Origin of the sequence: Sphingobacterium sp. xlx-96, from assembly GCF_011007365.1 — a bacterium.
Classification (GTDB): domain Bacteria; phylum Bacteroidota; class Bacteroidia; order Sphingobacteriales; family Sphingobacteriaceae; genus Sphingobacterium; species Sphingobacterium luzhongxinii.
The window spans coordinates 240992-267023 of sequence record NZ_WFKM01000003.1; the positions used below are offsets into that span (position 1 = coordinate 240992).

Annotated in this window: 25 protein-coding genes; 7 read left to right on the plus strand and 18 right to left on the minus strand. The window is 37.1% G+C overall.

What is annotated here, in order from left to right; all coding sequences use genetic code 11:
• Position 1 precedes the first annotated feature (1 nt).
• Genes G7B20_RS06700 through hutH form a run of 6 tightly spaced genes read right to left on the minus strand, consistent with a single transcriptional unit; the run spans position 2 to position 5551 of the window.
• Complete coding sequence (locus G7B20_RS06700; protein WP_164109519.1) at positions 2-907, minus strand: flavodoxin family protein; 906 nt, start codon at positions 905-907, stop codon at positions 2-4.
• 4 nt (positions 908-911) lie between these two features.
• Entirely contained in the window at positions 912-1805 is an 894-nt protein-coding gene (locus tag G7B20_RS06705) for a lipid A biosynthesis acyltransferase (protein ID WP_164109521.1), read from the minus strand.
• 12 nt (positions 1806-1817) lie between these two features.
• The gene (locus G7B20_RS06710; RefSeq protein ID WP_164109523.1) at positions 1818-2066 is read right to left on the minus strand and encodes an acyl carrier protein; all 249 of its coding nucleotides are present in this window, start codon (positions 2064-2066) and stop codon (positions 1818-1820) included.
• Positions 2059-3285 carry a beta-ketoacyl-[acyl-carrier-protein] synthase family protein gene (locus G7B20_RS06715; RefSeq protein ID WP_164109525.1) on the minus strand — a complete coding sequence of 409 codons (1227 nt, stop codon included), beginning with the start codon at positions 3283-3285 and terminating at the stop codon, positions 2059-2061. The genes G7B20_RS06710 and G7B20_RS06715 overlap by 8 nt, the downstream gene beginning before the upstream one ends.
• A gap of 8 nt (positions 3286-3293) precedes the next feature.
• Positions 3294-4025, minus strand: coding sequence for a 3-oxoacyl-ACP reductase FabG (gene fabG, locus G7B20_RS06720; RefSeq protein WP_164109526.1), 732 nt, complete (start codon positions 4023-4025; stop codon positions 3294-3296).
• 2 nt (positions 4026-4027) lie between these two features.
• A complete protein-coding gene (hutH, locus tag G7B20_RS06725; protein WP_164109528.1) occupies positions 4028-5551 on the minus strand; it encodes a histidine ammonia-lyase in 1524 nt (507 codons plus the stop codon).
• Positions 5552-5733: 182 nt separating this feature from the next.
• Between hutH and G7B20_RS06730 the strand changes: the two genes are divergently transcribed.
• Positions 5734-7002: an NAD(P)/FAD-dependent oxidoreductase gene (locus G7B20_RS06730; protein WP_164109531.1), complete on the plus strand. Its 1269-nt coding sequence runs from the start codon at positions 5734-5736 to the stop codon at positions 7000-7002.
• A gap of 27 nt (positions 7003-7029) precedes the next feature.
• On the opposite strand, the gene G7B20_RS06735 is transcribed toward G7B20_RS06730, so the two are convergent.
• Positions 7030-7878: a sugar phosphate isomerase/epimerase family protein gene (locus G7B20_RS06735; protein ID WP_164109533.1), complete on the minus strand. Its 849-nt coding sequence runs from the start codon at positions 7876-7878 to the stop codon at positions 7030-7032.
• A 30-nt stretch (positions 7879-7908) separates the two neighbouring features.
• A complete protein-coding gene (gene gltX / locus G7B20_RS06740) occupies positions 7909-9429 on the minus strand; it encodes a glutamate--tRNA ligase (protein WP_164109535.1) in 1521 nt (506 codons plus the stop codon).
• Between the two features lie 126 nt (positions 9430-9555).
• Between gltX and G7B20_RS06745 the strand changes: the two genes are divergently transcribed.
• From G7B20_RS06745 to G7B20_RS06760, 4 genes are all read left to right on the plus strand, one after another.
• On the plus strand, positions 9556-10779 hold the full coding sequence (locus G7B20_RS06745) for a sensor histidine kinase (RefSeq protein ID WP_164109537.1): 1224 nt from the start codon (positions 9556-9558) through the stop codon (positions 10777-10779).
• Complete coding sequence (locus G7B20_RS06750; protein WP_164109539.1) at positions 10760-11278, plus strand: DinB family protein; 519 nt, start codon at positions 10760-10762, stop codon at positions 11276-11278. The genes G7B20_RS06745 and G7B20_RS06750 overlap by 20 nt, the downstream gene beginning before the upstream one ends.
• 5 nt (positions 11279-11283) lie before the next feature.
• Complete coding sequence (locus tag G7B20_RS06755; protein WP_164109541.1) at positions 11284-11715, plus strand: hotdog fold thioesterase; 432 nt, start codon at positions 11284-11286, stop codon at positions 11713-11715.
• A 217-nt stretch (positions 11716-11932) separates the two neighbouring features.
• Entirely contained in the window at positions 11933-13225 is a 1293-nt protein-coding gene (locus tag G7B20_RS06760) for a sugar MFS transporter (protein WP_164109543.1), read from the plus strand.
• A 54-nt stretch (positions 13226-13279) separates the two neighbouring features.
• Here the strand turns inward: G7B20_RS06760 and G7B20_RS06765 are convergent, their stop codons facing one another.
• From G7B20_RS06765 to G7B20_RS06795, 7 genes are all read right to left on the minus strand, one after another.
• The gene (locus tag G7B20_RS06765; protein ID WP_164109545.1) at positions 13280-13849 is read right to left on the minus strand and encodes a 5-formyltetrahydrofolate cyclo-ligase; all 570 of its coding nucleotides are present in this window, start codon (positions 13847-13849) and stop codon (positions 13280-13282) included.
• A gap of 85 nt (positions 13850-13934) precedes the next feature.
• The gene (gene efp, locus G7B20_RS06770) at positions 13935-14495 is read right to left on the minus strand and encodes an elongation factor P (RefSeq protein ID WP_164109547.1); all 561 of its coding nucleotides are present in this window, start codon (positions 14493-14495) and stop codon (positions 13935-13937) included.
• 85 nt (positions 14496-14580) lie between these two features.
• Positions 14581-15201, minus strand: coding sequence for an ABC transporter ATP-binding protein (locus tag G7B20_RS06775; protein ID WP_164109549.1), 621 nt, complete (start codon positions 15199-15201; stop codon positions 14581-14583).
• Positions 15202-15217: 16 nt separating this feature from the next.
• Entirely contained in the window at positions 15218-16012 is a 795-nt protein-coding gene (gene lpxA, locus G7B20_RS06780; protein WP_164109551.1) for an acyl-ACP--UDP-N-acetylglucosamine O-acyltransferase, read from the minus strand.
• A gap of 17 nt (positions 16013-16029) precedes the next feature.
• Positions 16030-17421: a bifunctional UDP-3-O-[3-hydroxymyristoyl] N-acetylglucosamine deacetylase/3-hydroxyacyl-ACP dehydratase gene (locus G7B20_RS06785; protein ID WP_205600192.1), complete on the minus strand. Its 1392-nt coding sequence runs from the start codon at positions 17419-17421 to the stop codon at positions 16030-16032.
• A gap of 26 nt (positions 17422-17447) precedes the next feature.
• Positions 17448-18479: a UDP-3-O-(3-hydroxymyristoyl)glucosamine N-acyltransferase gene (gene lpxD, locus G7B20_RS06790; RefSeq protein ID WP_164109555.1), complete on the minus strand. Its 1032-nt coding sequence runs from the start codon at positions 18477-18479 to the stop codon at positions 17448-17450.
• A gap of 58 nt (positions 18480-18537) precedes the next feature.
• Positions 18538-19773 (minus strand): HD domain-containing protein, encoded by a 1236-nt coding sequence (locus G7B20_RS06795; protein WP_164109558.1) that lies wholly within the window; start codon positions 19771-19773, stop codon positions 18538-18540.
• A 254-nt stretch (positions 19774-20027) separates the two neighbouring features.
• On the opposite strand from G7B20_RS06795, the gene G7B20_RS06800 reads away from it, so the two are divergent.
• Entirely contained in the window at positions 20028-21581 is a 1554-nt protein-coding gene (locus G7B20_RS06800) for a PglZ domain-containing protein (protein ID WP_164109561.1), read from the plus strand.
• A gap of 77 nt (positions 21582-21658) precedes the next feature.
• Here the strand turns inward: G7B20_RS06800 and G7B20_RS06805 are convergent, their stop codons facing one another.
• The 3 genes from G7B20_RS06805 to G7B20_RS06815 all read right to left on the minus strand — a co-directional run bounded on the left by G7B20_RS06805 (position 21659) and on the right by G7B20_RS06815 (position 25412).
• Positions 21659-22201, minus strand: coding sequence for a hypothetical protein (locus G7B20_RS06805; protein WP_164109564.1), 543 nt, complete (start codon positions 22199-22201; stop codon positions 21659-21661).
• Positions 22202-22739: 538 nt separating this feature from the next.
• Entirely contained in the window at positions 22740-23633 is an 894-nt protein-coding gene (locus G7B20_RS06810) for a hypothetical protein (protein WP_164109568.1), read from the minus strand.
• Positions 23634-24155: 522 nt separating this feature from the next.
• Entirely contained in the window at positions 24156-25412 is a 1257-nt protein-coding gene (locus G7B20_RS06815; protein ID WP_164109570.1) for a tyrosine-type recombinase/integrase, read from the minus strand.
• A 137-nt stretch (positions 25413-25549) separates the two neighbouring features.
• Here G7B20_RS06815 and tsaE point away from each other — a divergent pair, with 137 nt between their 5' ends.
• On the plus strand, positions 25550-25966 hold the full coding sequence (gene tsaE, locus G7B20_RS06820; protein WP_164109579.1) for a tRNA (adenosine(37)-N6)-threonylcarbamoyltransferase complex ATPase subunit type 1 TsaE: 417 nt from the start codon (positions 25550-25552) through the stop codon (positions 25964-25966).
• Positions 25967-26032 lie beyond the last annotated feature (66 nt).

Genomic DNA, 26032 nt, shown 5'->3' on the forward strand with positions numbered 1-26032 from the left:
GTTAAATACCTTGATAATGGGCCTTTTCCTTTTTAATTCTAGCAAAATATAAAATTGGAAGCAGCAATAATTCGATTAAAAATACAATAGGAGACAGAAAATATATAGCAAAAACTACATAATATTTAAAACAGTTGACCAGCACTTTACGTTTTTTTGGATTTTTAAGAATCAGTGTTGACCAAATTTGAAACATTCGATTGGCTTTCTTATCCATCGAAACTAAGAAAAATCGATAATCCACTGCCCCTTGGGCCAATAATGACTCCTGCATCCCTGTGAAGTTACCCTCCTTTACTCGGGAAAGAATGGTCTCCCCATATTTGAATGCACCCCTGATTTCCTGATCAGCGACACCGGGCAACGGAAATATACCATACGCTCGGCGTTTTATACCGGAAAATAACCAATCAACTATAGTGACTACCGAAATCATATTATGATGTCTATCCGTCAGAGCAATATTACCAACCAATCGAGCTCCATTCTGAACCAATAATGCTTTTACCTTATCCTGCGCTTTGGCCCACATATTACGAGATCCACTGACCGTCACAACAGGCGTACCGGACAAAATAGTCGCAGCATAGGGACTTTTCAAAAAAGAATTAATAGGAATCGAGGGCGTCAAATACCAAACCTGGTAATGGAACAATATTAGATCATACTTCTTTTCTAAAATATGCTGTGGCGGAGGGTGGATTTCTTCAGGAATTTGTTGAAAAGTCTCTGGAAAAATATCAAAAAACACATCCCCTCGCCAAGGAAAAGGGAAAGAATGAACTGTACGGATCTCGTAAAAATCAAGCTTAACATCCTCATCATCCGAAAATGGCTGCGCTATTGATTTCGCGATATCTTCCAATTGCCCAGATTGGCTATAGTATACTACTAAAACTTGTTTCATAAATCTAGGAAGAAGCTTTTTCCTTTCTATTCCAAAAATCAAAAAAATTAAACCATTGCAATGGGTAGCGAGATAGTATCCCTTCTACGCTCTTCACATACGCTTCCAATGCCCCCTGTGCATCTCTCCGTCTCACTCCTTCTGCCCGACGAGCATAAAGATGATAGTGACTATTGGTCTCTTTCATCACATACACAAATATAATAGGCACACCCAATCTTGATGCCAAATGGAACGGCCCTGCTGGAAAAAGAGCCCTCTTACCCAATAGCTCAGCCTCCAGCACTTTAGATCCGTCAAAATAACGATCCCCAGTAAAACAAATCAACTCATTATTAGAAAGCGCATCATTGATATCAAATACATGCGACATATCATCCTTGATGTAAATATGTTTTATTGTAGACTTCTCCGCTATCGTTTGTAAATATTCTTTAATCACGGACACTTCCTGATCTACAGTCACCTGATTGATTTGAAAACTAAGATCAAGATCTGAAAAAAACTGCTCCGAAATTTCAAAATTCCCAACATGTGCCGAAATTAAAATCCCTCCCTTACGCTCTTCCAAAGCTTCTTTTAACGATTCAATTCCATCAAATTCATAGGTAAACTGATCCCGCATACCTGCTGAAATAACTACTTTATCGATAATAGTCTTTCCAAACACAAAATAGACACTATAAACTTTCCAAAATGACGTCCACTTTGAAAGCCCTTGCCGATCATGAAGATAATAGAAAATATTCTTAAAACTACTGGGGTAGAACAGAAAGTAATAAAGGGCTACAAAAACAAGAAGTCCGTAAGCTGTACGGACACCAAATTTCTTGATAAAGAAAACAAATATTTTATAGCCAAGGAGTGTTCCTTTCGACTTTCCGTCCCATTGGCTCATGGTTATCAAAAATTACTTTGCTGATATTTTATGTTCAATCACGTTGTAGAAATCCTGGAAAGTTGTCATGCCTGCAAAATCTGCCTCTCCCAATTTGACACCAAAGTTGGATTCGATCAACACGACTAAATCCACATAATCCAAACTATCTAGATCAAGGGACTCCCTAAGGGGTGCTTCGGGCTGTATTACCTCCGCATCCACCTCAAATTCCTCGACTAAAATCTCATTTATCTTCTGCTTAATATCCGCGTTACTCATTATTAAATCTCTTAACTACTACCGCTGAATTTGTTCCACCAAATCCAAAAGAATTTGACAAATATATGTCAAATTCTTGTTTTATTGTTGATGAAACTAAATTTAATTCTTCCAACCCCTCATCTACTTGCTTTAAATTAATATTAGGAGCTATAAAGCCATGTTTTAACATCAAGGTGGAATATACGATCTCACTCGCTCCCGCCATCCAACACTCATGTCCCGTCATCGACTTTGTCGAACTTACAAAGGGTTTTCCACCAAAAACCTCCAATATAGCTTTCGCTTCATTGGCATCCCCAATAGGAGTAGACGTAGCGTGGGCGTTAATGTAATCAACATCTCCAGCAACTATACCTGCCTGTTCCAAAGCACGCCGCATGGCCATTGCTGGCCCGTCAATATTGGGTGTAGAGATATGTCCTCCATTAGAAGAAAATCCATATCCCAGAACTTCCGCAATGATAGGTGCCCCACGCTTTACGGCCGATTCATAACTCTCTAGAATAACCGTAGCTGCCCCGCCGCTCGGAACTAATCCCGTACGGCCAATATCAAAAGGCCGTGAAGCTAATTCGGGATGCTCAATATCCTCAGCAAAAACGCCTAAACCATCAAAACTAGCCATAGCATAGGGATTGATTTCCTGAGCACCTCCACAGATAATCATATCCTGCAGTCCCTGCTTAATAAACATATAACCTAAACCAATGGCATGTGAGCCGCTGGCGCAAGCAGCACTGATGGTCATATTTACGCCTTTTAACCCTAAAATCGTCGCCAGATTCATCGTCACCGTCGAATTCATAGACTTAAAAATAGCGCCCGAGCCAATCAATTGTGTATCCTTCTTCTCCCGGACAATATCTGTAGCTTCTATCACAGCCTTTGACACGCTATCATTACCATATAAAATTCCTATCTCGTTGGCGTCAAGGTAAACCGAATCGATTGCGGCATGTTGTAAAGCCTCACGTGTAGCTATATAAGCATACTCAGATTCTTCTCCCATGCTAATCCGCTGTCTCCGGGTCAACTCATTCTTTAGATTTGGCACAGGAACCATCCCCGTAAGTGGTGATTTAAATCCAAAATCAATCCTAGATTTATCAACCATTATACCAGACTTCCCTTCGAATAGAGATTGCTTAACCTCTTCCAAGTTCGTCCCTATGCAAGAATAAATTCCCATTCCTGTGATCACTACCCTTTTATCCATACGTGTATCTAGGAATAAATACCCCCATTTATATTTATGATTTCACCTGTAATATAACTAGATTTTTTGGATGCCAAAAATGAAACCAAATCAGCCACCTCTTCTGCTTTACCAAAACGATTTGCTGGAATTAGCTTTACCAACTCCTGTTCATCCATTTCGGCAGTCATATCGGTTTGAATAAAACCGGGAGCTACAGCATTTACTGTAACATTGCGCTTAGCAACTTCTTGTGCCAATGCCTTTGTCGCTCCGATGACTCCCGCCTTTGCTGCAGAATAATTGGTTTGTCCTGCCGTACCTTTTACCCCAGAAACTGACACCACATTAATAATACGTCCATATCGATTCCGTAACATTTTTTGAATAAAAAAGTTAGTTACATGAAAGAATCCATTCAACGATACATCCAAAACACTTTGCCAATCCTCTTTCTTCATCCACATAAACAATCCATCTTTGGCAATGCCTGCATTATTAACAACCACCTCTACAACGGCATCTGGATGCTCTTGCGTCCAATCCATCAACACTGTGGCTACAGCCTCTTCGTTTGCTACATCAAACTTTAACAGGGCTCCCTTTCCACCTACCTCTTCAATCAATCGCAGCGTTTCTAGCGCCGCAGCTTCATTCCCTTGATAATTGATCAAAACAAAATAGCCTAAATCATTAGCTAATTTTTGACAAATAGAACGTCCTATACCTCGAGATCCTCCGGTTACTAATGCACACTTCATAGTTACCCCTGTTTCATTAAATAATTCTTGACGGATTGAATAGCTATATACAACGGCTTATCTTCCGAAAACGCTGGAATTATACTTCTTATATCCCTATATATTGCTTTTGTACGACTAGACACCATATCTTGACAGGATAGTATATCAATAGCCTGCACCACCGATATCAATTGTATAGCCAGTACTTCATATGCATTCACAATAACCTTATGTGTAATCACAGCAGCATTTGTACCCATACTTACGATGTCTTGGTTATCATTATTATTAGGTATGCTATGCACGTACATTGAATTGGAAAGCGTTTGGTTTTCAGCTGTCGTCGAAGTCGCTGTAAACTGAGCCCCCTGCATTCCAAAATTGAAACCAAGCTTACCCATGTTGACAAAGGGAGGCAATATTTCGTTAATCTTAGAATTCATCAAGTAATTCAATTGACGTTCCGACAACATCGTCAATCGGGTAACAGCCAACTTCAATTTATCCATTTCCAATGAGATATAGTCACCGTGAAAATTACCTCCATGATATACATTCTGATCCTCGACAGATATAATCGGGTTATCACTGACTGAATTCACCTCACTTTCTAAAATATGTCCAACTTGCTCGATAGTCTCTAACACAGGTCCTAAGATTTGTGGCACACAACGCAAAGAATAATACTCTTGCACCTTATCCTTGAAAATCTCTTCTAGATTATTCCCTGAATACAGGTCTTCTTCACGTTTACGGATCAATTTTGAATCAGCCAGGTGATCACGCATCATCGCTGCAATATCCTGTTGTCCTTGATGCTTTTTCACTTCGTTTAGCGTGACCGAATAATGATCATCATGCGCTTTTACAAGTTCATTCATAATAGAAGACAACTCCACAGACCAACAGAGCAACTGTTTTGCATGAAAATAATTAACCATTCCGGCTCCCGTCATCACCGAAGTACCATTAATCAAAGATATACCCTCACGAACCTCTACCGCGATTGGCTTTAAGCCCAACTCAGAGAACACTTCATGCGTTAATCTCCTTTGATTCTGATATATTACCTCTCCCTCACCGATTAAAGTAAGTGCCAAATGTGCCAACTGCACGAGATCTCCACTAGCTCCCACACCTCCATGGGCAAAAATCACGGGAGTGATATCACGATTGATAAATTCCTGCAGTAACTCCAAAACGGATATATGTACGCCTGATTTTCCTTTCGAGAGATTACAGAGACGAGTAAGCATCGCCGCCTTAACAATGTCATTTGGCAGAAGGTCGCCAGTTCCTGAAGCATGACTACGAATCAAATTGTATTGTAGCTGAATACGATCGGCATCTTGAATACGATACTGCGCCATCGGGCCAAAACCCGTATTAACACCATAAATAATCTTATTCTCAATAAATGACTTTAAGAATTTAAAACTCTCTTTGACTACTTCGATCGTCTCACTGCCCAATCCTACCTGTTTCCGATTTAATAATATGTCTGCAAATTGATCTAATGAAAGATCTTTATGAATAGAAATCATTTATATATGTGGTCTTTTTACTTTCCAATTTTTAGATTATCTTCTTTCTTCAGCAAGATAATTAAGTACCTTTGCTAGTAGCCGAGTGCAAAAATAACACATTTCCTCTATAAAAAAGCCCTAGATGGCAGAGGTGTGCTAAATAATTGAATTATTTAGGTTTAAATTGAATTCTTTATTGAATGAAAACAAGTCAAGTTGACATTTTGATTATAGGAGCAGGCCCTTCTGGCTGTGTAGCTGCTGGATACCTGCAAAAACAAGGTGCAAATATCAAAGTTGTAGAAAAAAGTAGATTTCCTAGGCTCGTAGTAGGAGAAAGTCTCATCCCTCGTGTCATGGATCACTTCGAAGAGGCTGGTCTCTTGGACGACTTAGACAAGCAGAATTTTCAAAAAAAACCAGGAGCACGCTTCATCCGAGGACAAGTCATTAGTATTTTTGATTTTAGTCAAAAATTTGGTGAAGGTTGGGATTGGACCTGGCAAATTCCAAGAGCTGATTTTGATAAGATCATGACCGATACACTGATAGAGAAGGGCGTCGATATCAGCTTTGAAACTACGGTTACGGCCATTTCCTTCGACGGATCAGACTCCATAACTACCGTTGTAGATAAAGAGGGAAACGAGTCACAGATCAAATCTAAGTTTGTAATCGATTCTAGTGGTTATGGCCGGGTATTACCACGGTTACTAAATTTGGACAAACCGTCGAAACTAAACCCGCATTCTGCTATCTTTTCTCATGTTAAGGACATTAACAGACCCGTAGGTATCGAAGGAACACAGATTTCTTTTGATGTGCTGGATACCGAAGTGTGGCTATGGGTTATTCCATTTTCCAATGGCAATACGAGCCTTGGGATAGTAGCCGACACCGCATTTATTGAACGATTAGCCGAAAACGGCGATACAGCGACAGCACTACAAAAGGCAATCCAACTCTCTGATTTCTACGTTAAAAGATTCGCTGGAACTGAGTTTATTTTCAAACCGATTCACTTGAAAAATTACTCAGCTGCGGTCACCAACATGTATGGTGATGGATTTGCACTCACCGGAAATAGTTCGGAGTTTTTAGATCCTGTATTTTCATCAGGTGTATGCTTTGCCACCGAATCCGGAATCCTAGCCGCAAAACTTGCCTGGAGACAAATCAATGGTGAAAAAATAGATTGGGAAAAAGATTTCACACAATATATGCAACGCGGCATTGATGTATTCACCACCTATGTAAAGGAATGGTATACAGGCAATTTACAGACATTATTTTTTCACAGACCTGAAAACCTGGACGTCAAGGAGAAAGTCTGTGCTGTATTAGCTGGATATGTCTGGAATGAAGAAAATCCATTTGTTAAAAAGCACAACCGTGTTATCAAGAGCATAGCTTATATGTTGGAAAATAACAAAGAGTTATCCGATAACATTGAAAAGACATATAAATAATAAAAGGAGGTTTTTAACCTCCTTTTATTATTTTATTAGTTTTCTAAAGTTAATTACACTTTGTCGCACATCATCTTTACTATTTGCCCAATTATATTCATATTCCGCAGAGATCATTCCTTCAAATTTTTGACGTTTTAACTCATCAATAACTCCCTGTAACGGTAATTTTCCAGTGCCCCAATGAACATCGTGGGCTTTTTTATTTCCGAATTCGTTGAGGTCTTTAAAGTGCAAATGAAAGATATGTCCTTCCAACTGCTTCAAGCAAGCTACTGGATCCAATCCCGAACGCATCCAGTGCCCAACATCAGCCGCAGCTCCCATATACTTGCTCCGTCCCTTTAACGCATCCAACACTACCTCTGGTTTCCAGTATTTAGAAGGATCAGGGTGGTTGTGCAAAGCTGCCTTTATTTTATACTTATCACACAGGCTAGATACGATGTCCAAATGAGCATCAGAAGGCTCGACATTTAACACTTTAACCCCCATGTCCTTTGCAAACAAAAATACCTTCTCCCACTCTTCAGCATCCTTCGCCCCAACAACTCCAAAAGCATGTAGCGTAATCCCTTTATCTTTCAACAAACGCCTAACCAATGTTCGACCTTCTATCGAAAGCTCGTAACCCATCTTTTCAGTGCTACCTGCGCCAATAGTTTGTCCGGGGAAAGCTTCCACATAACGTAAATCACAACTATCTAGTTTATCCAAAGCCTGCGCAAAGGAAAACAAGCGAAAAGTATACGCCTGCGCACCTAACTTCCAACCTAGACGTTCCTCCGGATTGCCCTGTAGTGATTTGTTGGTCACACAGGAAAGCGTCAAAATACTTATAGCGACAAAAAATGCTAATAAATTAATTTTTCTCATAAAGTTTGGTTTAGATTCAAAGAACCTAAATTAACTATTAAATACATCTAGTGCAACATTAACTCGATTTATCACTTGATCCTTACCTAGAATCTCCGCAATCAAAAAGACATCAGGTCCAAACTTCCCTCCAACCAGCATGATTCTAAAAGGCATCATCAATTCTCCAATTTTCATCCCTGAGGACTGCACACGTTCTTTAAAAAAAGGCTCCAATACAGATGCTTGCCAATCTTGGCCTTCAAATTCTACGAGAATATCCTCAAAGAATTTTGTTTTATCGGCATTCCATTTTGGCTTTACCGCATCAACGTCATAATGCTGTGGCATTTGAAAAAAGAATGATGCCTGTGCCCAAAAGTCAGATAGATAAGTCATACGTTCCTTAACGACCGACAAAATAGTAGCAATAGAAGAGTCTTCAATAGCTGAAACGCCATGTTGAACTAAACTTTCACGCACCAAAGGCAATAACGCGGTATTGTCCATCTTTTTTATCCATTCATGGTTGAACCATTTGGCTTTTTCAAAATCGAATTTAGCACCAGATTTGTTGATTCTCTCTACAGAAAATTTCTCTACCAACTCAGGAAGGGTAAAAATCTCCTGCTCTGTCCCATCGTTCCAACCAAGTACGCCCAACATATTCACAAAAGCTTCTGGCAAGAAGCCGAGTTCTCTAAAACCTTTGGTCAGATCTCCCGTTTTGGCATCGGTCCAGTTCATTGCATAAACTGGAAAACCCAAACGATCTCCATCGCGTTTACTTAATTTACCGTTACCGTCCGGTTTCAATATCAATGGTAGGTGTGCCCACTGCGGCATGTCGTCAGACCAACCTAAATACTCCCACAACAGCAAATGGACAGGAGCCGAAGGCAACCACTCTTCACCTCTAAATACATGAGATATTTCCATAGCCTTGTCATCTACCACGACAGCCAAATGATAAGTAGGCATACCATCTGCCTTTAAGAGAACCTTATCATCGACTAATTTCGTCTCGAACGAGACTCTACCTCTAATCATATCGTCAAAAGACACGATGTGATCTTCAGGCATCTTAATCCGGATAGTATATGGTACGTTTGTATCAAGTAATCTTTGTGTTTCCTCTGGTGATAAAGTCAACGAATTACGCAGACTCATCCTATTTTCCTGAGCATAACGAAAATTAGGTTGAGACTGTCTCAGCGCATCAAGCTCTTCTGACGTATCAAAAGCATAATAGGCATAACCTGCTGCAATTAACTGTTCGGCATACTGTCTGTAAGAAGGCTTACGTTCGCTTTGGCGATAAGGTCCAAAAGTGCCAGGATTTGAGGGACTCTCATCCGGCAAAATGCCACACCAAGCCAAACACTCATTTATATACTCTTCTGCTCCAGGGACAAATCGAGTCTGATCAGTATCTTCAATTCTTAAAATAAACTCACCGTCGTGCTGCTTTGCAAATAAATAATTGAACAAAGCTGTTCTTACTCCTCCTAAATGTAATCCTCCGGTTGGACTTGGCGCGAAGCGCACTCTAACTTTTTTCTGCAAACTCATAACACAAAATTACTGATTTCTGAATGATTAAAATAACACTGAATTAGTAAAAACTACAGGTAGACCCTATATTTAAAGGGAAATCTTCAATAAAATAACTATTTTGCATATTGATCATCCTAAAAAATGAACACATATAAATACAATAAACAGGTTTGGAAAATCCTCCTACTGCTATTTGCGGCTCTAATTGGTCTTGCATCCCTTTTATACACTAACTATTTGGTGAAAAATTTATCAAAATCCGAAAGAACCAAAGCAGAGGTATGGGCGATGAGCACACGGAGTATTATGACCATGCCAGACGTTGATGATGACTTCATAAGCTTTATTTACGCAGTACGTGACAGTCTATCACTGCCTGCTATAATCACCGATGAAAAGGATAATATCATTTTTTGGAGAGATCTCGATAGCACTAAGACAAACATAAAAGTAGAGGAAAATCATAAGGACGGGGGCCATTACGATCCAGATTACTTTCAAAAGCAGTTGTACGAGATGAAAAGAATGCATCCTCCTATAACACTAAGCTTGGACTCCGGAAAGTCCTGGTCTGTTTATTATAAAGAATCCGATGCCCTGCAACAACTACGTATATTCCCTTATATACAGCTTTCACTAATTGCAATTTTCTTAATTATTGCATACTCCGTCTTCAACTCTATAAAAAAATCTGAACAAAACTTAGTGTGGGTAGGTATGGCAAAAGAAGCAGCTCACCAATTAGGCACTCCTATCTCCTCCTTGATGGGTTGGGTGGAGCTCATCCGACTTAAGTTTGATGCCGAAAATGACGACGTAGTAAATGAAATGGAACGTGATGTGAAAAGACTAGAAATCGTGGCAGACCGTTTTTCAAAAATAGGATCAACTCCATCACTCTCTAACCATAATGTCTATCTCGTCGTAAGTGATTTTATCAATTATTTCAAAGTCCGAACTAGTGATAAAATAACTTTTATACTGGAAGGCGACAAACATGTAGAGGCAATGCTTAATGTACCCTTATTTGACTGGATCATTGAAAATCTATTAAAAAATGCCGTAAATGCAATCGATACAGAGGGCATAATAAAAGTAGTAATTACGGAAAACATTGCAAAAGAGGAAATTTTTATAGACATTAGTGATACAGGAAAAGGCATTCCAAGATCTAATTTCGAGACAATTTTTCAACCCGGATTTACGACAAGGAAAAGAGGATGGGGGTTGGGACTGAGTTTGACTATGCGCATGGTCAGTTACCATAAAGGGCAGATTTTTGTTAAAGAATCAGAAATAGGAAAAGGAACAACTTTCAGGATAATATTAAAAAGCAACTTAAAATATGAACCTACTCAAGTCTGACGAATACCCAGCTATATATGAAGACTATATCGAGACGATCGTTGAAGATGTAATGAAAGAACTCACAAATCAGCTAGACACCTTCCCTACCTTTATAAAAGCCATCCCCGAAGAGCGTGGTTCTTATACCTATGCTGAAGGAAAATGGACCATAAAGGAAATTTTGTGTCATATCCTGGATACTGAACGTGTCATGGCCTATAGAGCATTACGCTTTGCTAGAAATGATATGACTGCTTTAGCTTCTTTTGAGCAAGATGAATTTGTGGCTAATGGAAGACATAATGAGCGGACATTTGAAAGCATTATTGAAGAATTTACCGCGATTCGAAAATCAAATTTATTATTGTTTGAGACATTCAACGAACATGAGTTAGCACGCAAAGGGATGGCATCAGACCGATTAATTAGTGTAAGGGCTTTTATTTATGTCATAGCTGGACACCTTAACCACCATCGAATAATTTTGCAGGAGCGATATCTTAAAAATCAAGAATAAAACTTATGATTTGGTTTAAAAAATATACCCTGACAGAAGTTAATACTATATTCGACAAGTATATGACCAAACTATTGGACGTAAAAGCCTTGGAAATCAATCATGACAACATTATCGCGACCATGCCAATTACAGACAATGTCCGTCAACCGTTTGGAATATTACATGGAGGAGCTTCGGTCGTGCTAGCAGAATCTATTGGCAGCGTGGCTTCCAACTTGATAATTGACGCCGAAAAATATGTCGGAGTGGGATTAGAAATCAACGCTAATCATGTTCGTTCAGCCTCAAAAGGCATGCTTACTGCTACCTGCAGAGCTTTACATATAGGTAAAACAACACACGTCTGGGACATAAAAATGCATGATGACAAAAATAGACTTATTTGTATTTCCAGACTAACTGTAGCAATTATTGAAAAATCAAGAGTAATTTAAAAACATTTCCGACATTAAATTGTATTTACAATATATAACATCATTTATTGGTTATATGATACGGTTTAGGTTTTTAGAGAGACGTCGCCCATCGAAGTCTCTCTATTTTTTACACCATATGCAATCGTTTGCCTGAGATATTTCTCTTCTTTAAATGAATAAATTTTATTAGTCTTGTAGTTAGAAAAATCATAATTTAAAAAAATATAATCAATCAATGGATTCTAAAAACCTAAACGCTCAAAACGGCCAGTCTACACTTGGCCCAATGATAATTATTGGAGCACTTTTTTTTATCTTTGGGTTCGTCACCTGGCTAAACTCTCTATTAATACCTTATCTTCGGATTGCATGTGAACTAACAGAAGTTCAATCTTATTTTGTCACATTTGCATTCTACATTGCTTATCTAGTGATGGCCCCCGTATCGACATGGGTACTCAATAAATTCGGATTCAAAAAAGGAATGTCTATTTCTCTTGGTATCATGGCTTTAGGAGCACTACTCTTTATACCTGCTGCTTTTTCAAGAACATATATACTCTTCTTGTTAGGACTATTTATAATGGGAGGCGGATTAGCGATATTACAAACAGCGTCCAATCCCTACATTACCATTATTGGTCCTGTTGAGACTGCTGCAAAGCGGATAAGTATCATGGGGATCTGTAATAAGTTTGCTGGTGCCGCAGCTCCTGTTATTTTAGGACTCTTCTTAAATTTGGGAGAAGCAGACAAAATCACAAAACAAGTAGATAACATGTCAACCGAAGAATATGCTAAAGCTCTTGATCAGGTTGCTCTACAGGTTGTCAACCCTTACATCGGTATCGTAGTTGTTTTACTAATCTTATCCTTCTGGATCTCCAGAGCAAATCTACCTGAAGTCAAAGGTGACGAAGAAGAAACTTCTGATCACCACAATATCTCAGAAGACAAGAAAAGTATATGGGCCTTCCCTCACGTCATCCTGGGCTTCGTAACCTTATTTCTTTATGTAGGGGTAGAAGTATTAGCAGGCGATACAATTATTGCTTATGGCGTCTCTCAGGGCGTCAGTCTAGAGGATGCTAAATTCTTCACAGGATTCACAATGGGAGCTATGGTTGTAGGATACATTATTGGTATTATATGTATCCCGAAATACCTAAATCAAGAGACAGCATTAAAACTTTGTGGTATACTAGGTATTGCCTTTACAGTAGGTATCGTTACAACTTCCGGCATGACTTCGTTATTATTTGTGGCCCTACTAGGACTTGCAAATTCGTTAATTTGGCCAGCAATATGGCCGCTCGCATTAAAAGGAGTCGGTAAATTTACAAGTGCAGCATCCGGACTTTTAGTAATGGGTATCGCAGGAGGAGCAGTTATTCCATTGATTTACGGACAAATAGCACACTCTATTGGTTCTCATCAAGCATATTGGATAGCGTTGCCTTGCTATTTATTCATATTATACTATGCTATATCCGGTCACAAAGCTGGAAAGAAAAATGTAACACATTAATTCTGTTAAGATAAAAATAAACGGCATTGGAAAATTTTCCAATGCCGTTTATTTTTAAAACCGATACACCCCTTGTGGATTGACACAATATCTCAGCTTAACATCCCATTTGCCGACATCACTAATCTCCATCACGGGCTCAAAATAACTTAAACCCACACTCAAAATCTCTGGATTGCATCTGGCCAAAAAACGATCATAAAACCCCTTGCCATAACCCACTCGATTACCTTCCTTATCAACAACAAGTAACGGGACTAATACTGCATCTAAATCTAGCTCATTAACTTCGATCCCTTCCTTAGGTTCGAGAATCCCCCATTTATTAGCTTCAAAAACCATAGATTCATCCCATAAAAAATGAATCATCTCACCACTAGCGAAATCCGACCTTGACACCACAAACTGTACATTATCTTTCTCCTCTTTAAGCCACTTCATAAAAGCTAAAGTATCAGGTTCATTCAAGCTGTCTATCGGTATATAGAGATGGAGTAAATGTACACTTGACCAGTCCATAGCCTTTAAATGTGATAAAATAACATCATCATATGTAGCCCGTGTTTCCCGATCTAACATCTTTCGCTTCTCTCTGTACAGCAGTCTTAATTCACTTTTATTCATTACTATTCCTGATAGTGATAAAAAAAACGGCCTTGCAGCTAAGAGCTTACAAGACCGAATAATCAACCTAAACCTAAAATTTTTATTATTTCACTCGCTCGACATAATCGCCGCTTTGTGTATCAATTCTTACTTTATCACCTTGATTAATAAAAAGGGGAACATTGATTTCCACACCTGTTTCTACTGTTGCTTTCTTTAAAGCGTTTGTTGAGGTATCTCCTTTTACCGCTGGCTCAGTATATGTAATCTCAAGCTCAACACTTTTAGGCGTCTGTGCCATAATAGGCTCATCGCTCTCAAAAGCCACAATTACATTCATACCTTCCTTCAAAAATCGTGCCGAGTCACCGAAGAGAAACTTTGGAATATTGAACTGTTCATAGCTCTCGTTGTCCATAACAACAAAAAAGTCTTCATCTTCGTATAAATACTGATAATCATTAGTTTCTACACGAGCGATCTCTACAGCCTCATCAACCCGAAAACGATATTCTACCAACTTACCTGTCTTTACATTGCGCATTCTAGCTTGGTAAAATGCCCGTAAATTGCCTGGTGTACGATGTATATATTCCTCTACAGCAACTAGTTCGCCGTTAAAACGCAAAATATTTCCTGATTTTACTTCTGAAGCTTTAGCCATTTGAATTGTAATTTTTTTTATTCCTTTTACAAACTTAGATAAAATGCCTTGCATGTACAAGAGCAAGGTATTCGATAATCCCAGTTTATTTGTAATCTAATATTGAAATCCTAGCATCACAGAACTGATACTCTCTTTCTTGATTAGAACCTATGACAAGCGTTCGACCTTCAAAAAAAGTCTTATCCACTAGATCTAAATACCAGGACTCTCCCTCCAAATCCATATTACTGGTCGGCTCATCTAAAAAGAGTAACTTCGAATCACTGCAACAGGCAAGCACTAATTTAACACGCTGCTTCATACCGGAAGAAAAATACTTTAGCCCTTTGTTCTGAGACTTTTCCATTCCCAAGACAGAAATAATCTCCCTGTTATCAAAACCATTCAGGTATTTCTTGAATTTAAAATGAAAATCCAGCAGCTCTTTCAACGTAAATTCTTCAACAAGCTCGATATAGGGAGCCGCTATGGCAACGTGCTGATAAATATCCTCAACAGGAATAGAACACGAATCTAATGAAAAATCTAAAGTACCCTCACTGGGAGTGAGCTGTCCTGTCAGCGACTTTATAAGCGTTGATTTACCAGACCCGTTAGGCCCTAAAATGGCATATTTTTTATTGGAAGAGAAGGTATAATCAATATGTCTAAAAATCCACTCCTGATTAAACCTTCTTCCTAAATTATGTAAAGTTATATTCAATAATTACCTGTTTTAGTTAAACACTAGTTTTCCCCTGATTAAACCCTCGAACCACACCTCGATTTGAATTACGTACAAAAGTTAGAATCTCATCTCTAAGTTCAGTAGCTTCAAACTCTGCCTCTACGAGATCTAAAGCCTTTGACAAGTTCCTATTTTGTACAAAAAGTACCCGATAGATATTCTGTATTTCAGCAATTTGTTCCGAGGTATAACCTCTTCTTCTCAAACCTACAGAATTCACCCCTGCATAGGCAATCGGTTCACGAGCTGCTTTAATGAAAGGCGGCACATCCTTGCGTACCAAGGTACCACCGGTTACAAAAGCATGCGAACCGATTTGACAAAACTGATGAACAGCAACCAAACCTGCTAAAACGACATAATCACCTACGGTAATATGTCCAGCTAAAGTACTCGAATTGGAGAAGATGCAATTATCTCCAATGATACAATCATGGGCAATATGACTATACGCTTGGATTAAGCAATTTTTTCCAATTACAGTTTTATATCTATCACGTGTTCCTCTATTTATAGTTACACATTCACGGATTGTCGTATTGTCTCCAATCTCTGCTGTAGTGATCTCCCCCTCAAACTTCAAATCTTGAGGTTCACCAGAAATAACCGCTCCAGGAAATATTTTACAATTCTTACCGATTCGGGCACCATCCATAATAGTGACATTCGAACCAATCCAAGTACCCTCACCGATTACCACATCTTTGTGAATGGTACTAAAAGGTTCTATGACTACATTTGATGCTATTTTAGCATCAGGATGTATATATGACAACGGTTGTATCATTTATTTAATTTATTGTCTTACTTAACTTTAATGATTTGAGCCATTAGTTCTGCCTCACAAACGATCTTTTCTCCGACCATACCCACCCCTTTCATACGGGCAATACCTCTACGGATTGGCTCCAACAATTCGCAACTATAGATGATCGTATCACCTGGCACAACCTGATTTTTAAAACGGGCACTTTCTATTTTCAGGAACAATGTTAACCAATTCTCAGGATCTGGCACTGTATTAAGGACCAATATCCCTCCGGTTTGTGCCATCCCCTCGATACGTAATACCCCTGGAAAAATAGGCATTCCTGGAAAATGTCCCATAAACAAATCTTCATTCATGGTTACATTTTTTAATCCCACAACGTGTGTATCCGAAAGTTCCAAAATCTTATCAATCATCAAAAATGGTTGACGATGCGGCAAAATATTCATAATTTGTACCGTATCGTAAACTGGAGTAGCGTGTATATCGTACGTATTTATCTTCTTTTTCGCCTTGTCACGTTTAATCTGATTTTTTATCCGTTTGGCAAATGCAACATTCGCAGCATGCCCTGGCCTTGCAGCCATAATATGACCTTTCAACGGGCGTCCCACCAATGCCAAGTCGCCAATCATATCCAATAATTTGTGCCGTGCGGGTTCATTTTGATAACGCAGCTGAATGTTGTCTAATATACCTTCATCAGCTACCGTGACACGCTTATTGAATAAATTTTGAAGTTTATCCAATTCTTCTGTACTCACCTCTTTGTCGACTATAACGATCGCATTTGACAAATCGCCACCTTTGATTAAATTATTATTAACAAGAGCCTCTAATTCATGTAGAAAACAAAAGGTTCGGGATGAAGATATCTCTTTCTCAAACTCATCTATTTGACTGATAGAAGCGTGTTGGCTTCCCAATACCGGTGAATTGAAATCGATCATACATGTCAGCCTATACCCATCTAAAGGCATCCCCACAATTTCGACTTTACGATCCGCATCTACATAATGTATATTTTCCTTTATCTCGTAAAAATCACGATCTGCATCTTGATCTACAAAACCAATCTCTTTTAATTTTTGAAGAAAAATAGTCGAGCTACCATCCAAAATAGGAACCTCAGGCCCATCCAAATCAATTAATACATTATCAATCTGAAGACCGATAAATGCAGCCATCAAATGCTCAATTGTACTTACAGAAGCTCCATTCTCAGCAATAGTCGTTCCGCGAGAGGTATCCGTTACATTATCTGCATCAACAGATACGATAGGCTGTCCATCTAAATCGACACGTCTAAACTTGAACCAATGATTTTCCGCTGCGGGCTTTATCGTTAGTGTAACAGATTTTCCTGTATGTAACCCAACTCCGGATATAGTAAATTCAGATTTAATAGTCCTTTGCTTTGCATTCATTTCCTCCATACTTATGGCAATTGATTTTATTGTATTTCTTTAAGTTTTTGTTCCAATTCAAAAATTCGCTTCTCAAGGCTAGGCAATTTTGAATACACAACCTGTGAGCGTAAATGAGCTGTATATGGAGCAAAAGGTGTCCCCCCCCACTTCATATTCTCTTGCTTAATACTTCTGTTAATCCCCGATTGCGCTTGCACCTGTGTTCCATCTGCGATACTAATGTGTCCCACTAAACCTACTTGCCCTCCAAGAATCACTTGGCGTCCCACTTTCGTACTTCCGGAGACTCCTGTTTGCGCCGCAATAACTGTATTTTCACCGATTTCAACATTATGTGCTATCTGAATCAAATTATCTAGCTTTACACCTTTTCGAATTATAGTCGATCCCATTGTAGCTCGGTCTATAACCGTGTTAGCCCCTATCTCGACGTTATCTTCAATAATAACATTGCCGATTTGAGGTATTTTATCGTATGTTCCGTTTGCCTGAGGAGCGAAGCCAAAACCGTCACTCCCCACAACAGTACCAGAGTGAATTATAACATTTGCTCCTATTGTGCAGTCAAAATATATTGTTACCCCCGGAAACAAGGTGCAATTATCGCCAATACGTACGTTGTCCCCAATGTAAACTCTAGGATATATTTTAACATTGTTACCGATTTTAACTTCACGCCCCAAATAAGCAAATGCTCCTATATAACCTCCTTCACCTATCTGAGCTGTATCGTGAATATACACCTGTTCATCCCTACCCGAACGTTCATTCCGAAACGAATGATAAATTTTCAATAACTCTGAAAAGGCAGAATAGGCATCTTTAACTCGAATTAGCGTACAAGACACTGCCTTTTGTAAAACAAGATCCTCGTTGACAATCACAATCGCTGACTCAGTTGTGTACAAGAAGTGTTCATACTTTGGATTAGACAGAAACGATAACGTTTCGTTAGACCCTTCCTCAATTTTTGCCAATTGAGAAACAGAAACATTAGGATTTCCCTCTATTGTCCCGTTTAATAACGTTGCTATTTGTTCGGCTGTAAACTGCATTTAACTACAAATGTATCTTTTTTTCCCAATTAGTTTTCAACTTTTTTATTCCCAAGACTTACTCCACATACCTTAATTCTTTCGGGTAGGTCAATGCATACTTAACCACTCGCCTAGACAAAGCTTCTAAATTCGAGAGATCCGATGCTTCTGCTATCTCCAAAAGCTCGCCGCGATTATTTAATATCTTTATAGGCTCTTTCTCTGCACTGTACGCTGAATTTTGTACTTGCTGATAATAAACTACGTAATCGACATCTGCATCGTTCAACTGAAAGTACTGCTTTGCTTTACGTCTTATCGTCTCTATTTCCGATAAATCGAAACTAGATGACCTCATTTCCGTGCCAAATAGATCCCGACGCAGGAGGCGTCGACATAACATACTCAAAATTGGATCATCGTGTAGCTCCCATGCCTTAATCGCGGACAAGATATCGGTATCATCCAATTTTGTAAACAGATCCAAATGAATAGCATCTCTCACAAAAATGACCGCATCAATCTTTGCATACAAAAAATGGGCGAAAGCAGGTGAAGCGGTAAGTTTTTCTCCATTTTCACAAAGCACCCTGGCTCTTGTTAAGATTTTAATCAGCATTTGCTCTGCTGCAATCACTGTCTTATGGAGATAAACCTGCCAGTACATAAGACGACGGGCAATCAAAAACTTTTCTACGGAATAAATCCCTTTAGCTTCAACAACTAGTTCATCGTCTTTTACCGTCAACATTTTAATAATTCGATCAAAAGATATAACCCCTTCAGAAACTCCCGTAAAGAAACTATCTCTGTTGAGGTAATCCATTCGATCTGTATCTAATTGTCCAGAAACTAATTGATGAAGAAATTTACGAGGGTACCTATCGTTAAAAATTACAATTGCCAAAGACAACTTTCCATTGAACTCTCTATTCAGATTGTCCATCAAAAGTGCAGATATCATTTCATGTGAAACACCCTCAATTAAAGAGTGCTCCAAAGAATGGCTAAACGGACCATGTCCTATATCATGGAGCAAGATGGCTATCAAAACTGCCTCCTCTTCTTCAGCACTGATCGCGACATCTTTACTTCTCAACGTATCGATGGCCAACTGCATCAAATGCATGGCACCAATAACATGCTGAAAACGAGTGTGCAATGCACCTGGGTACACCATATGTGTCATACTGACCTGCTTAATGTACCGTAGTCGCTGAATGTAAGGGTGCTCGATCAAGTCAAAAATCAATCCCGACGGAATTGTAACAAAACCGTACACAGGATCATTAATGATTTTTTTCTTATTCAATCTGATTTAGTATTAAGAGTTTTCGTATTTTTATACTTGTCGAATAAAAACGACAAACACACCACCTAAGATAAGCGCAAAGATACACACAATGCAGTTAATTTATGTTAAAAAATAGCGTTTTATCTAGATTCTAATTAGGTTAGTTTTAAATATAAGCTTATATTATACATATTGGCTTTTCTACTCAAAAATCTACTACGCTTAATTAATTACATAAAAAATAGTAGTAACACATAAGACCACACAAGAGCATGACAAAAACACATATACTTTGGGCGGATGATGAAATTGAATTTTTAAAACCACACATCCTTCTTCTAGAAGAAAGAGGATATAAAGTTAGAACCGTAAACAACGGAAATGACGCTGTAGACGCTTTCAAACAAGAACCCTTTGATCTTGTTTTTTTAGACGAAAACATGCCTGGATTGACCGGCCTAGAAACTCTAAGTATACTCAAAACGATCAACCCTACTACCCCGACAATTTTAATAACCAAAAATGAAGAGGAACATTTAATGGAAGATGCTATCGGTGCAAAGATTGATGATTACCTAATAAAGCCTGTTAACCCAAGACAAATTCTCTTAACCATCAAAAAGTTCACCGAAAATAAAAGGATTATCAGTGAGAAAACTTCCATGGCTTACCAGCAGGAGTTTAGAAATCTCGGCACAATCATCAACAATGATCTCAACTATGAAGAATGGACTGACGCTTATAAAAAACTTATTTATTGGGAACTTTCTCTAGAAAAACTAGAAGATGATAGCATGCACGAAATTTTAACGATGCAAAAAGCCGATGCGAACGCAACCTTTTCTAAATTTATAGAGAAAAACTACCTAAAATGGATCAACAACCCAGAAGGAAGTCCCACACTATCACATCAGTTATTCAGAAAAAAAGTTTTTCCAAATCTTCAACCAGAAAAGCCAACTTTCTTTTTTTTAATAGACAACCTCAGATATGACCAATGGAAATTAATTAATGATGTCATTACAGATTATTTCCGACTAGAGGAAGAAGACAGCTATTACAGTATACTACCTACAGCCACTCAATACGCTAGAAATGCCGTATTCAGCGGTCTTACACCCTTAGAAATGGAAAAGAGATTTCCTGATTTATGGCAAAATGATGAAGACGAAGGAGGAAAAAACATGCACGAAGACAAATTTCTAGCAGATCAGATCAAGCGACTTTACAGAAGAGAAATAAAACACAGCTATACAAAGGTACTCACCCTCGAACAAGGAAAGGAAGTCTTAGACAATGTAAGCAACTACATGCAAAATGACCTCAACGTTCTCGTATATAACTTTGTAGACATGCTATCCCATGCACGTACCGACATGGCTATGATACGTGAACTGGCCAACGACGAAGCAGCGTATAGATCACTTACAGTATCCTGGTTCGAGCATTCTCCACTATTAGAAGTATTAAAGTGGCTGTCCCAAAAAAATGTCAGAGTCATCATCACAACAGATCATGGGACGATCCAGGTAAAAAAACCAAGCAAAGTTGTAGGATACAGAAACACCAACACCAACTTAAGATACAAACAAGGAAAAAACCTCAATTACGTAGATAAGGACGTGTTTACAATCCGAAACCCCCACGAAGCACAATTACCAAAGCTTCACGTTAGCTCAACTTTTATTTTTGCCAAAGAAGAGGTGTATTTTGTCTATCCGAACAATTACAATCAATTTGTAAATTACTACAATGGCACGTTCCAACATGGAGGCATATCTCTCGAAGAAATGATAATCCCATATGCCACATATATACCAAAATAGGTACTTTTGTAATCTACACTGATAATCAGTGAATTAAAATTTTAGAGCTCCAAATAGAGCCCCTAAGGGTTGGTAAGTTATCTCTTTTTAATACTGTTTTTTAGTATATCTTTTTCAATTATTTGTTTAGGCGTTAGACGTGTTTGTTTAGGCGTAATTCTTTTAACATCTAATAGATTGTTATATATCTCCTGTGCTACTTCTTTAGCATCTAAGAGATTATTATTTGCCTGCTGATGCAAATTAATGTAATCAATTACATCATATAACTTTGTATGTGGTGTTATCTTTTTGTTATAACTTTTATAGAGGTTAACGGAGTACGTAATCCGTTCAATCTGATTAGTAATGTAATTATACAATTCATTGAGTTGGTTGTAATCTACAGTACTTTTATACTCCTGAAAGTAGGCATCAAAAAAATCTTTATTCTCATTTGTACTACTTACTATTTCTTCATATTCAAATGTAAAATCTTTACCCTTATCTAAATCAACTAACATCAATTCTTTTATCTTTTGATATTGATTGAGGATATATAATACATTGCTTTTATCAATTGATATGTTGTATATCAATTTAATTAAATAAAAAGTAGTGTTTGAATGTGATAAACTCATAAGCAAATATAAGCGTTTTAAGCTACTTTGTATTGATTTGAAGCATTGATACTATAATTGAAAAACAATTGATTGTAGGCTATACCGTGCCGATATTCCGTATGTTTCAAATGAAGTATTGAGAATGTGAAAAAGAGACAGAAACGTTTACTATCTGTTATTTATTTTTTCAGTAGAATATGCTTTAAACCGTGTTTTTGTAATTAATTGATGATTGAAAATAATTAAAAATGAGTAGTAAAAACAATTAAAATATGCAATATAGTTGCATTATATTTATTCAATTTGCCATTATTTGCCATTAAATAAATGGGATGCAATTAAATTATGCCCTACTTTGCCCTATTGTAAGGCAAATAATAATAGTAATTGCCTGTTTATCCCTGTTATTTTCAGGGATATAATAAAGGGGCTGTTTCATGGCTTCGCCATTCCACCAATGCCCCCATAAAAAAAGCCCCCTATTAATTTAGAGGGCTGAAAATAAAGGCTAACTGACTGCCATATTTTGCTATATATAATTTACTGATAAATTGCTTTAGCGTATGCCGTATTGGCGTAGTGTTTTGTGTGTTTCAGGATGTGTAAATGTTTCTAAAGCATAATCTAAACTATCTGTTAAATCATTTTGAGAAGGTAATCTTTTACTATACTTATCAATATTGCAATCCCACCTTATTATTTCAGATTCTAGATTATTTAAGTCTTTACCGATATAGGATAACACCTTATTTTTATTCTCTAAATGATTTCTACTTTTAATTTTCAACGCCTTAGCAATACCGTATTTCCAACTTCTATTTAACCAGTTATGCCAATATTCATTTTTATCTGAATAAGGTAATGGTATGTAAAATGATATATGAGCGTGCCAATTTTGTGAAGGGTTTTTCTCATAAGATATAAAGTAATAATCATAAATTAGTTTACCATCTCTTTTGAGATTTTTTAGATAAGATTGAACTAAATTTTGAAATTGATTGAGGGTTAAATCCTTTTGTTTACTGACATAATTTTGTTTAACATAGTCTTTGTAATCATCTACAGTATAAGCCCTTTCTTTGTTTTTCAGCTTATATTCTCTGTCTAATGTTAATGTTTCAAAGTAATTGAAATCATAGTGTTGTGCATAGAACTCTGTTAGTATTTCTCCAGCCTTTTTATCTAATTTTATAAAAGATATAGACTTATCAATGTCTTTATTGTAGTCTGAATTCTTATTATGATAATGGGTTAATGATTGCTTATTGTGTGCTTGTTTTCTCTCTTCATCATTTTTATACTTTGGTTTAGCACCTACATTGTTTCTCCTACATTTCCGTCTCCGTACATTCTTTAGTAAGTATCTTTTTTTACCCTTTATTTTATCAGTTGTGTTAACTACATTGTATATTGATATAGTATTAATGTTGTTTAAAATATTTAATGTCATATTTATTATCAAGTGCTTTTTTCTTATCTTCTCTTATCTAGTAAAGACTAGTTAGCTTTATTTTATTTATAAAAAGGATAGACCAATTGCCTATCCCTGCTTCAATCCCTCTGCACATCATCAACCTGTTTTTAACTAGTATATATCAATAAGTATCTTTTAACAATGTTGTTTACATAGTAAGTGTTGCATTAATTAACCTTATTTGTCATATCAATGTCATATACATAGTATTTGATGTGGAATTCAGTAATTACAATATTGTCATAAAAATGTCATCATTTTAGCCTCAAAAAAAATCCTAAAAAATTTTTGACCGTGATTGAAACGTGTACCCACTACAAGCGTATGCCGTTATATCCCGTTATTATATTAAATAAGCGGATACAGTGTAATTAATGAGAATTGAATTAATAAAAAAAGCCCCTAGAGTGGGGCTATATGGTGGGGTTATTTGTTGCGGTTGTAGGGTTATTACTAGGTTATTTTAGGGAGGGGCGCATATACATGCGTGCCCCTTTATTATGGTAACGAATTAAATAAATTCTCATCAATTATTGCTTCATATTGACGTGAATATGTAGCAAGTATACTAACATTTGAATGTCCTGTTATTTTTATTATTTGATGCTCTGTAAGTCCTGCATCTTTGTAGTAACCTATACCGCTATGTTTAAATCCGTAGAGCGTATGTGATTCCGTGAATAGGGTTTTATCTGTTGTTTTTTTATTTTTAAAATATTGGAATGATGACTTAAAAAATGCAACCTTAGTTTTGTTTTGTCCAAACATCTGTACATTAGCTTTATCCAAGTTTATTGCATTTTTAATCATTCCTGTGTTGCCAAAAAAATAGTCATTTGGTTGCGGTTGGTATGAATTTACATAGTTTTTAATCTCTTCAATAAGATGCTTAGATATTCTTATTTGCAACTTTTTACCTGTCTTTATTTTCTTTGATGGAATATTAATAACACCATTGGCAAGGTCAAAGTCTTTAAATTGAAGTTGTAAAAGAGTATCAGGGCGGTGCAATGTGTAATAGACACATTTAGCCATTAGACCTAAATAGTAACTATAATCTGTTAAGTCTGTAAATGCCTTATCTACACTATTGTAGGGCGTATGTTTTTCCGTATCTTCTTCTTTTACTTTTGGTATAGCAGTTGTTATATTATCAACATCTAACCTTATTGTATTGTTAAGCCACTTATATATATTTTTAAAAACAGTTAGATAGTAATTGTAACTCTTATTGTGCAGTGTGTTTTTTTTAGCTCCTTTACCGTTTTGAATATAAATTAAAAAATTATTTAGTGTTCTAATGTCAAATCTCTTTAAACTTATATCACTTAGATTATTATCATATAGCCAATCATTAAACACATTTATTTTTTCCTTATAGCGGTCAAGGGATGTATTTTTGATTTGATTCTTTTTCCATAATAACCAATCACTGATATAGTCCTTTAACGGTAAATCCAATTTATCCACCACAAAATCACCTGCGTTTACATCAAACTCTGTAGTATCTAACTTAGCAATTAATGCATTGATGTAAGCTTGTGCTCTTTTTTCCCTTGCCTTTACTACATTTGTATTTGTAATTACCACACCTTTTACAACGTAGGGGCGTTGGTTTAAATCATAGGTTCTTTTATATTCTTTTGGCTCATTAAGTTGGTTTTTGTATTTAATACAAATAATCCATTTTTTCTCTAAAGGGTTATTACTCTTTAAAAATGGCTTACCGATACTTTTATCTGCATTTATTGACATATTTTGACTTAAAAAGTAGAGCCCCAATTAGAGCCCCTAGGGTTTAAAAAACAAAATTAAAAACTGCGTTTAAAGCGTTTAAACGTAGTGTAAATGTAATAAATTAGTATTAAACAAAATAGGTACTTTTGTCAATTATGGAAATCAATGTAAAAGGCTTAGAAGACCTAAAAGAAGCAGCTTCTCGGATTATTAATAGTTATCCCAATGACCGTATATTCCTTTTTTATGGGACAATGGGGGCAGGAAAGACTACATTGATAAACGAACTATGTCAATGTCTACATGTACAGGACCATACCTCCAGTCCTACGTTTTCAATAGTAAACGAATATGCTTCTAGCAACGGACCTATTTTTCATTTCGATTTTTATCGGTTGAAGTCGGAGTCCGAAGCTTTCGACTTCGGATATGAAGAATATTTTTATTCTGGGAATTATTGCTTTGTCGAGTGGCCAGAAAAAATCCCCAATTTGCTCCCAACAAATGCGATAAAAATAACAATCGATATCATTGACTTTCAAACAAGAACGATAGCTATTGAAAAAAAATAATTTTTTTTCAATAGCAAATGCAACCTTTCTTTCTTTCACAGCGTCTTCCTATTAACTAATATCAAT